The 5,022-nt window shown below is 67.2% G+C and carries 4 protein-coding genes and 1 pseudogene; 3 read left to right on the top strand and 2 right to left on the bottom strand.

The window, feature by feature from the left end; translation table 11 throughout:
* Positions 1-233 precede the first annotated feature (233 nt).
* The gene (locus AB0436_RS30430) at positions 234-323 is read left to right on the top strand and encodes a CGNR zinc finger domain-containing protein (RefSeq protein WP_366471157.1); all 90 of its coding nucleotides are present in this window, start codon (positions 234-236) and stop codon (positions 321-323) included.
* 13 nt (positions 324-336) lie between these two features.
* Here the strand turns inward: AB0436_RS30430 and AB0436_RS30425 are convergent, their stop codons facing one another.
* Complete coding sequence (locus AB0436_RS30425; RefSeq protein WP_366471158.1) at positions 337-717, bottom strand: hypothetical protein; 381 nt, start codon at positions 715-717, stop codon at positions 337-339.
* 832 nt (positions 718-1,549) lie between these two features.
* On the opposite strand from AB0436_RS30425, the gene AB0436_RS30420 reads away from it, so the two are divergent.
* Positions 1,550-3,955, top strand: a complete 2,406-nt coding sequence (locus AB0436_RS30420) for a SpoIIE family protein phosphatase (RefSeq protein WP_366471156.1) — start codon at positions 1,550-1,552, stop codon at positions 3,953-3,955.
* A 337-nt stretch (positions 3,956-4,292) separates the two neighbouring features.
* Positions 4,293-4,700, top strand: coding sequence for an SgcJ/EcaC family oxidoreductase (locus tag AB0436_RS30415; protein ID WP_366471155.1), 408 nt, complete (start codon positions 4,293-4,295; stop codon positions 4,698-4,700).
* Between the two features lie 227 nt (positions 4,701-4,927).
* On the opposite strand, the pseudogene AB0436_RS30410 reads toward AB0436_RS30415, so the two are convergent.
* A pseudogene (locus tag AB0436_RS30410) lies at positions 4,928-5,022 on the bottom strand (dihydrofolate reductase); the annotation flags it as partial.

The following is a 5,022-nucleotide window of genomic DNA, read 5'->3' as shown; positions in this document are numbered from 1 at the left end:
TGACGCGGACCCTATGCCCGAGCTCACAAACCCCCGCCCTCGCACCCCCGATTTCCCACTGCGCGTCACACCCCGAACACAGCAACACCCCGCCCAGCGCTTCGGTGCATACTCGTGCGGCCGGCTTCGGCGACGTCCGCACCAGTACGGCGGTGGCTGCGGCAGATACCCAGCGCGTACCGCTACCTACGTCATGCACGTGATGCGCTGCAGGACGTGGTGCGCGGCAGTCGGTGACCCGTTGGTGTTCGATGGCCGTTTGCGGCGACCGTATGCAGGCGAGGCGCCACTACCAGCGCGCCCGCGACGGCGCAGCCGGATAGCCCTTACCGGCGATCACATCTGGTCCCCGCGGCTACGCCGACGCTTCACCTTGGCGATCTCGCCCCCGATGGGAAGCCAGTAATAGAAAATGAAGGCGGCGATCACGGCTACGCCGAGTGCAGGAAGCAGGGCACCGAGCAGGGTTCCGGCGCCGAGCCGGAAGCGTCGGCTAATGGCCGTCACCCCGGCCGAATCGATGGTGGTGGCGAGTAGGCGGCGAGCATGTCGGGCGTACCACCAGATGAGCTTGAACAGAACGGCCGCGAGTTCGAACGCGATGCCGTGCAAGACGACGGTCCCGATCAGCAGGAAGGTGAGGGCGTAGGCCAGGTAGGACGGCCAGAGCGTGGCAAGGCCGTGCAACAGGTGGCGGGTGTCGTGCGGCGGGCGGATCTCCAGGACGAGCAGCGTGATGGCGATAGCGATGACGGCGTCGACGCGACTACCCGCGCAGGATCGCGCTCCACGCCGAACGGCTTCGACCCTCCTGGTCCCTGATCAGGCTCTGTCATCGCCCCAGCCTCAGGTATCGAACGCTGCTTCGCCTACCCGGTCCTGGGCGTCTGCCACGCCCCGGCGGCCTCGGACTGCCTACGGACGCCGACGCCTACGTGTGCGGCTCCGAAGCCTTCATGGACAGCGCGACCACCGCCCTCGTCGACGCGGGCCTGGAGGCGTATTCGAGTCCATACGGAGATCTTCGGGGCGGGCCCGTCCCTCACCCCCGGAATCGACGGCTCGGTAGCGGTCGCAACCCCATCAGCCCGCAGGCCGGGCCGGCGCCGGACCCACGGTGACCACCCAGGAGTCGTCGCTGGAACTTGCGGAAGCCTGCGACGTCCCGTCCAGTGGTCGTGCCGGACCGGTGTCTGTCACACCTGCGAACTCGCAGGGGGAGGGGGACCTTACTCGCCCGACCCGGTCGAGCCCACCGCCGACGGCAATATCCTCATCTGCTGCTCCAAGTCCACCGAAGAGATCGTCCGGGATCTGTAAGGCACCAGGCCTTGGTGAGCCTCGCGGGGAAGCGCGGCGGGGCGGTCGGTCCTTGCGGGGCCGTCCCCCGAACATGTGGCCGCACCGTTTGTGGCAACGGCGGGCGCGGGCCGGGTGGCGGCGACGCCAGGCTTCCGTTGTGTGGACGGGCCGCGATTGTGTCTGCCCGGTTGTGCCTGCCCGGAGAACAGCAGATTCTGAAGTGGATGAACGGGGCTGGTGTGGCGCCATGACTGCATGGAACGCGGAGCAAAGTGCCGACTTTCGTGGGCCCCTCGATGTCACCAGGGCCGCCACGGTGGTCGTCGACGCCCAGGACACGGTTATCGGGTGGAGCCCCGCGGCGGAGCGGCTCCTCGGTTACCAGCCGCATGAGATCGTCGGACGGCCCGTGGCCACGTTCCTGTCACCCGCCCCGACACCCTCGATGCTCCCTCTCCCTTCGCAGTTCCGCGGAAACGAGATCCGCGTCGCCCGGCACCGGGACGGGCGTGAGCTGATCGTCGCCATCGCTGTCTGTCCCCTGCCCGGTTCCGGCACGGCGGAGCATCTCCTCGTCGCGACGAATCTGAAGGATCTCCGGCTGTGGGAAACTCGGCTGGCCCTGTTGCACGGACTGGCCACCCAGTCACCCGTCGGCCTGGCCATCTACGACACCGACCTGCGCCTGACCTGGTGCAACGCGGCGTACGAACAGGAGATCGGACGGCCGTTCACCGAGTTCCGTGGTTTTCGGGCCGATGAGCTGTACTCCGAAGGAAAATTCGTGACCAAGGGGCATCCGCCCACTCTCGACGCGGTCATGCGTCATGTACTGGATACGGGAGAACCGTTTCTGGACCTGCACTTCCAGGGCCGGCCGCCCAGCGACCCCGAAAGGGACCACCTCTGGTCCTGCTCCTACTACCGGCTCCAGGACACCGACGGACACATATTCGGAGTATGCGAGGACGCATTCGACATCACCGATCGATACGAGGCCCAGCGGCGGCTGGCCCTGCTCGTCGAAGCAGGCCGCGGAATCGGCACCGCCCTCGATGTGATGGTCACTGCCGAGAAGATCACCGAGGTGGCGGTCCCGGAGTTCGCCGCCACGGTCACGGTCGACCTCTCGAGGGCGGTACTCGAAGGCGAGGTGCCGACCACCAACGACCCAGCTGCTATGTCTCTGGTACGGGTCGCCCGCCGCTCGGCGGAGGAAGCCGAACAGGAGGAGCCGGGACAGCAGCCCCCACTCGTGAACCAATCGTCCGTGGAGTACCCGTCTGATTCCCCACAGGATCGCTGCCTCTCGTCGGGCGGACTCGTGCTCGACGAAACGGTCCTGGTCGTGCCGCTGCGGGCCGGGAACAGCACACTGGGACTCGTCACCTTCACCCGCGGCACCGGTTCGGCCACCTTCGACAGCGGCGAAGTGGCGCTGGCCGACGAGTTGGCCGCCCGTACGGCGGTCTCCATCGACAACGCCCGCCGCTTCACCCGTGAACGCACCGCCTCGCTGGCCCTGCAGCACCAGCTGCTGCCGCAACACGTGCCGGAGCAGTCAGCGGTCGACCTGGCCTACCGCTACCTGCCCGCGGACGACGTGACAGGGGTCGGCGGTGACTGGTTCGACGTCATCCCGCTGTCCGGAGCCAGGGTCGGACTCGTGGTCGGGGATGTGGTCGGCCACGGCCTGCAGGCAGCCGCCACCATGGGGCGGCTGCGTACGACCGTACGCGCGTTCGCCCAAATGGACATGGATCCCGTCGAGCTGCTGTCGAGGCTCGACGATCTGGTGGGACAGTCGGCGGAGGAGCAGTGGGGTGAGACGGGCACGCCCGACGGCACCGACGTCGATGTGACCACCGGGGCGACCTGCCTCTACGCGGTCTACGACCCGATCTCGCGGCGCTGCCTCATGGCCAGGGCCGGACATCTGCCGCCGGCGGTCGTCGAACCGGACGGCCGGCTGTCCTTCCCGGACCTGCCTGCCGGCCCGCCCCTGGGCCTCGGCGGCCTGCCGTTCGAGTCCATGGAGATCGAGCTGCCGGTGGGCAGTCTGCTGGCTCTCTTCACCGATGGCCTGGTCGAGGCACGCTCCCGCGACATCGATCTCGGACTGGACACCCTGGGACGTGTACTCAGCGACCGGCACGCGTCACTCGAAGAACTGTGCGACCGTGCGGTAGCGGAACTCCTGCCGGGCGGAACAACGGCCGACGACACCGCCCTGCTGCTCGTCCGCACCCGCGAACTCGACACTTCTCAGGTCGCCGAATGGGAGCTGCCCGCAGAACCGGTCGCCGCGGGCCAGTCCCGGGACCTGGCCACCGAACAACTGCACCACTGGGGCCTCGAGGAGCTGTCGTTCACAACCGAACTCGTCGTCAGCGAGCTGGTGACCAACGCGGTCAGGTACGCCGAGGGACCGCTCCACGTACGTTTCATCCGTGACCGCACGCTCCTGTGCGAGGTCACGGACACAGCCCACACATCACCGCACCTGCGTCACAGCGGAGAGGACGACGAAGGCGGGCGAGGCCTGTTCATCGTCGCGCAGCTCGTCCAGAGGTGGGGAACGCGCTACAGCCGCTCCGGCAAAACCATCTGGACCGAGCAGGCCTTTCCTGCGACGGGATCAGACCACCCATGACTGGCGCTCAAGAGTTGGAGCAGTGCCACCGGACTACTGGCCTTGCTGTCGGCTTGGGGTGTTCCGGATGAGGGGAGGCTGGGCGAGCGGCGTTGCCCGCAGCCAAGGCTTTGTAGTCGTCCTGTGTCCGTCGACCTGGTCCTGGTCGCAAATGATCTGGTCCCATTCGCTCGGCGTCTCAGGTGATCCGGATCGTCAGGGCACCTGCCGGTCCGTTCTCGATGGACTCGGCAGATTCGCGCTGATGGCGGCATCTTTGGATGGTTGGCCTCCGCGGCCTCCGCGCATGCCCGTGGATATCCCTGAGCGTGATGCAAACCAAGCTGGGAGTTGAGTCATGACCGATGACGAAGAACAGATTCGGGCTCTGATCGAGCAGTGGGCCTCGGCTGTGCACAATGGTGACTTGACACGGGTCTTGTCGAACCATGCCGACGACATCGTGATGTTCGATGTTCCACCACCTTATGACGGCGTCCATGGCATCGACGCCTACCGCGAGACGTGGCCTCCCTTCTTCGAGTGGCAAGCGCAAGGCGCCTCGTTCGAGATCGTGTCCCTCGACGTCGTCGCGGGAGCCGACGTCGCCTATGCCTACGCCCTGCTGGATTGCGCAACGCCACGGGACCGCGCCGAGCAGCCGGCCAACCGTCTGCGGCTCACGCTCGGGCTCCGTAAGGAGCAGGGGCAGTGGCTTGTCGCACATGAGCACCACTCCTTCCCGGACAGCGGCAGCGTGGAGTGAACCGCCGCTGCAAGGGACTCGCAGCCCTGTCTCCAACGCCCGCAGCCGGTATTACTTCGAAACGCCGGAGCCCGGTCCGGATCGACTGGAACGACCAGCTGACCGAGAACCTTCGGCGACCGGCTGCTCCTGGGGGCCGCCGCAGGTGTGGGCGATCGTCGACGTCCGCGCGACGGCTCTCGCCGATGTCGGCATCCGTATCTTGAAGGGACGCCTGGCGCAGGCCACTAGCGCACCACGCAGTAGCGGGCGTAGACGACTCCGGAGCTGAAGGTGCGGGTCTCGACGAGTTCGAGATCCACCCGGCGCTCGTGCCGGGGAA

Origin of the sequence: Streptomyces sp. NPDC051322 (assembly GCF_040689485.1) — a bacterium.
Taxonomy (GTDB): domain Bacteria; phylum Actinomycetota; class Actinomycetes; order Streptomycetales; family Streptomycetaceae; genus Streptomyces.
This window is presented reverse-complemented; position numbering and strand designations above follow the sequence as displayed.